The sequence below is a fragment of the Catonella sp. genome (genome assembly GCF_052169795.1).
Taxonomy (GTDB): Bacteria; Bacillota; Clostridia; order Lachnospirales; family Lachnospiraceae; genus Catonella.
Map to the genome: position 1 here is coordinate 1 of NZ_JBQNBU010000121.1, position 4,982 is coordinate 4,982.

The following is a 4,982-nucleotide window of genomic DNA, read 5'->3' on the forward strand; positions in this document are numbered from 1 at the left end:
TTTTTTCATATGTCAGTTGACACTATCATGTTTATTTAAGTTTTTACTTTACCTATTGTACACCAACAAGTAATTTATAAACTCTTTCTACTTCTTCTGCAAATCTTTTGTACATATAATGCGAACAAGAAGTGTTTCCGTGAATCATTGAATCAAACTGACCTTTTAGCACAATACTAGCTATTTCCTCATCTGACATATAAGTCTTTAGTTCTTCGTCTACTTTAAGTCCATTATCAATGAATACTTCATACAGTTCCTTTGCAGATAAAGCATTTAACTGCTCATATGTATATTTTGCCGTCTTTCTTGTTTCCACAATTTTATAGACTACTACTGCTGATAAAATTATAATAACAAGACATATTATAATTTTGTATTTATTTTTTTTCATCTATCTCACACTCCTATTCCTAAAAGGAATTACAAAACTCATACAAACTACATATGAGATTCTTTATTGTCTCCATTCTTATACCTCTGTGGATTTGTACTTTTCATTGTCTGCCTCCAATCATTTTTTCTTTTGATTTACAGGGCGTTTTGGTTGATGCAATATCCCCAAACAAGTAGGCGGAAACTTATCCACACTATGTAAGGCTTCACTTCTCATTAGATGCTCTACAATTTTCAGCACCTTTTTGTTGATTTTTTTCATTCTCTGTCACCTCCTATCTTAATTTTTTGATATATATAACAACACTGCACATAAAATAACAGCCATTGCCATATAACCAACATAAATTTTATTATCATTCAACAAAACGCAACCAAATATTATGCTACATTCCAATATAACTACAATTCTTGCAATCTTTTTTGATTCTGTTAGTTCTGTTGAATTCTGTTAATATTCTGCCTGTGTAAATATTAGACCAACAGGTTTATACGCATTTCCCGTTCCTTTCGGATACCATAATCCAATACTTGAACTATATTCGGTATAGATTGTAAACGATTTTTTTTGATAATTTGTCCATATTTTTAAAATTACTTTTTTCCCAGCCGGAACATTTACAGTTACACTATCAGACTTTGTGTAATTTCTACCAATAGTAAATCCCACACCTGCACTAACGATGTCAGCATTTAATGAAACCGTTGCATTATATGAACTTGTATCTGTTCGACTATATGTATAAGTACCTTTGATTGGACCTTCATATCTATTCTCATCAAAATGATCCACAAGCTTATAACCTGTTCCTTGGTCTACCACATCACTTATAAATGTTCGGGCAGTAGTTAATTTACTTAGCAGGTTTGTTTCATTATCATTCAGTTCATTATCATTCAGTTCATTTTGTTTTACCTTACTAAACTTATAAGTTAATTTTTTTATATCTTTTACATTTGGGAAACCCTGTTCTTTTGCCAGCTTCCGGATTACAATAGGATCGGTAATTACAATTTCATTTGGTGCACTATCCATAAACATTTTATCTTCATATTTTGAAATCTCATCTAAACTAACAAAGCTCTCTTTTACTTCATATGAATTTGCTGAAACTACATAAGATGAACTTAATAGCACAGCTAGCGATAAGCAAACACTTAAAAATATTTTTTTGGCTTTCATGTAACTTCCTCCTCAATTATTTTTCTTTTGATTTCCAAGACATTTTGGCTGATACATCACCTTTTTGCTGATTTTCTTCATTCTCTGTCACCTCCTGTCTTAAAATTTTTGATATACATAACAACACTGCACATAAAATAACAGCAATTGCCATATAACTAACATAAACTTTATTGGCATTCAACAAAACGCAACCAAATATTATGCTACATTCCAATAAAACTACAATTCGTGCAATCTTTTTTGACTCTGCCAGTTCTGTTGAATTCATTTGCATATTGGGATGATTAACAGTACCTACTATTTCAATATACACAGTTGCGATTGCTAGTATTCCTAATAAAATTTGTATGTGTTCAACTAATTTTGTACCTATAATCATTACAATTAAACAGGATGCTACTGTTGCCAAATAGCACTTGTAAAATTTGTCTAAATGGTATCCACCGGTTCTCTTTCTTAACTCCCAAAAAAATATAAGAAACAAAATAGTTGGAAGTAAATTATGAGTTATTAAACTGATTACTACAATACTTCCAATTGTAATGATTTTCTCCACCATGCAAATAAAGGCATAAATATATCTTTCTTCCATTTCTTTACAGATTAGCTTATTTTCAGTCATTTGCATAATAAGATCTGTTGCCATTTTCTCAATCATAGCTTTTATCTCCTATCAAATCCAAGTATAACTGCTCTCACATAGAAAACAATATCCATTGCAGAAAATGACCTTTTACTGCAGAAAACGGTAAGAAGAGTGATTGATAATTACAATCACTGTTCTTTATCCGCTAATATTATTGAGAAATAAAACTCCTCTTTATCATTTTGTATAACATATGAACCCTGATATTTCGTTACAACATCAATAATATTTTTTATTCCGATTCCATGCTCATCCATATTATATATTTTTGATGTCTGTATTTCTCCGTTCCTAATGTCAAGTTTGCCGTCATAGGTATTCTTTACAGATATAATGATGCTGTCACACTCTTTCATAAACTTCATCTTTATAACTTTTTTGCCACAATATTTTTCACACGCCTCTATAGCATTGTTCAGGAGATTAGATAAAATTATGACAATGTCTTCATCAGCAATACTTATATCGGATAAATCATTGAGCTGAAAGATAAAAGTAATCCTTTTATCTGATATTTCCCTATATTTACTGTTTAATATTGCATCAACAATAACATTATTTGTCTTGATATAATCCACTTCCCGGCTTAAATTACCACTTATATTTCTTACATAATTTTTCAGTTCATCGTATTTCTGTGCTGCCAGTAGAGATTCTATGCATAAAATCTGATTCTTATATTCGTGTGTCAGTTTCCGCTGTTTGACAAAGTTTTCGGAAATTGAGCGGTACATTTCAGTTTGATTTTTAACTTTCAGCCTAAAAATTTGACTTTCACGAATCTTTATTTCACGCTTTAATATATCATTAAGCAGATAAAATACTGCAAAGTTCATTCCTGCCAGACACAGAGCTATAGGCAAAAATACATTTCCCCATTTTTGATTCTCAATACTTCCTGATGTGATTATTAAGGCAATAATAGTAAATATGGTAAATATTGGAAAAAAGATAAATCGAAGTAAATCTGTATTTTTCAAAACATATGATGATTTATCTCCGATTTTCTTTCTGATTAATAGAACTATTAAAAATAGAACTATTTTTGACATAACTGTTAGCAAACCTGCACTAATCAAATGTGATTCATTTATTTCTGCAATGCTGTTAAAAAGTGAGATATTTAGCCAAAGAGTAAAATAATCTGCCGAAAGCATTAAGCCTTGGAATAATACCGAAAGAATAAACGACTTGCCAGGATTTATTCTAAAATATAAACTCATAAACAGGGCAATTATGATAACAGCCAATATTTGTTTTAATATGAAGCTGTCATGAAATACTGAGGCTGTCAAATATCCGCAGACTATTAAGCTAAAAAGAATGGCGCAGTTTCTCCTGACATTTTCACTTCTCTTTTTACCAAAGCTTTCAAAGAACATTTTACAGCATATTAATTCAAGTGAAATCAACACTACATCCTGTATATAATCAAAAAACATCTATATTTCTCCCTTATATGACACAAATATTTCCTGAACAGATTTATATCTGGCTTTTGGTATTTCAAGCTTAATGCCATTATTTAGTGCAGCTTCATACCGGCTTATTTTTACTATATGCTTCATATTAACCAGATAGCTTTGATGTATGCGTAAAAAATGTTTATCGGCTAGTTCATTTTCTATATCATCCAATTTAGCGTATAGTGAATACTTATTTAGCACATTCTCCATAATATTAAATTCTAGTTTATGTAACCGGCTTTCTATATACAATATCCGCTCTAATGAAACGTTCCTTATACCTTCATTAAAATTAAAACTTATCTTTTTTATGGCATAGTTCATCTTCATGCTGATTGTATCCATACACTCAGTCACTAAATCACTGAAGTTTTCATTATTTTTTAGTATATACCTTATGGCGCCTACACTATATCCCTGAACTGCACAGTTAATGAATGCCGTTACAAAGACTATAAAAATATCACTGTTTACTTCCCTTATTTTTTGTGCGGTTTCCATTCCGTCCATCTCATCCATATTTATATCCAGGAAAATAACATTATACTTTGTCAGGTTTATACCTAAATTTACAAAGCCTCTCCCTGATTCGAATTCATCTATCTCATACAATATTCCGTGGATATTAAAATAATCTGCTAAAATTTCGCGGATATTCTCTCTGAAATATCTTTCATCATCACATATGGCAATTTTGAACATATATCTACCCCGCTATAAGTTTGATTTTGCATATATAAAAGAATTTCGGAGTTTTCTGCTCAAAACTTTATGATTACCATAAATATTTAACACAAATATGACAGGCTCTAATCTAAATATTATTGCCTGTCACATTATAAAAGTATACTTTTGCTATCTTTCAAAGTTACGGATTATATTCTCATAAATTGCCATATTTTTTTGATAAAGTTGAACCAAATCATATCTTGCTAATATCTGCATATCATTGATTCTTTTTTCAAATATGGACATAAAATTATACCTATCATCTAAATGGGCAGCGCCTGTATCAACAGGAAATGAAGACAGCAATTCTCCTCTATCTACTTTATAATGTGCCTCTAGCGCCTGCATTTCAACAACTGTCGCATTTGATGGATTAATATTCTTTATAGCAATCTTTTGTTCAAAAGCTTTACCATTTTCATCAACGCCCTTAGCAATTACTACCGGGTTATCTTGTGTTGATTCTTTAGCATACTCAATATAAAATGAAAGCCCACTTCCATAACCACCTGAAAATATCATATCATCAGTTTTCAAGTAAACTTGTACAGATTTATTT

Annotated in this window: 7 protein-coding genes; all 7 read right to left on the minus strand. The window is 30.7% G+C overall.

Annotated elements, in window-relative coordinates; translation table 11 throughout:
• Nucleotides 1-52: 52 nt before the first annotated feature.
• Nucleotides 53-394 carry a hypothetical protein gene (locus ACTTKP_RS11115; protein ID WP_442553970.1) on the minus strand — a complete coding sequence of 114 codons (342 nt, stop codon included), beginning with the start codon at nucleotides 392-394 and terminating at the stop codon, nucleotides 53-55.
• 120 nt (nucleotides 395-514) lie between these two features.
• A complete protein-coding gene (locus ACTTKP_RS11120; RefSeq protein ID WP_442553971.1) occupies nucleotides 515-658 on the minus strand; it encodes a cyclic lactone autoinducer peptide in 144 nt (47 codons plus the stop codon).
• 189 nt (nucleotides 659-847) lie between these two features.
• Entirely contained in the window at nucleotides 848-1,579 is a 732-nt protein-coding gene (locus tag ACTTKP_RS11125) for a hypothetical protein (RefSeq protein WP_442553972.1), read from the minus strand.
• 16 nt (nucleotides 1,580-1,595) lie between these two features.
• A complete protein-coding gene (locus tag ACTTKP_RS11130) occupies nucleotides 1,596-2,240 on the minus strand; it encodes an accessory gene regulator B family protein (RefSeq protein WP_442553973.1) in 645 nt (214 codons plus the stop codon).
• A 116-nt stretch (nucleotides 2,241-2,356) separates the two neighbouring features.
• A complete protein-coding gene (locus ACTTKP_RS11135) occupies nucleotides 2,357-3,670 on the minus strand; it encodes a sensor histidine kinase (RefSeq protein WP_442553974.1) in 1,314 nt (437 codons plus the stop codon).
• Nucleotides 3,671-4,396, minus strand: coding sequence for a LytR/AlgR family response regulator transcription factor (locus tag ACTTKP_RS11140; RefSeq protein WP_442553975.1), 726 nt, complete (start codon nucleotides 4,394-4,396; stop codon nucleotides 3,671-3,673).
• Between the two features lie 153 nt (nucleotides 4,397-4,549).
• Nucleotides 4,550-4,982: hypothetical protein (locus tag ACTTKP_RS11145; RefSeq protein WP_442553976.1), on the minus strand; the 433-nt coding region annotated here is incomplete at its 5' end.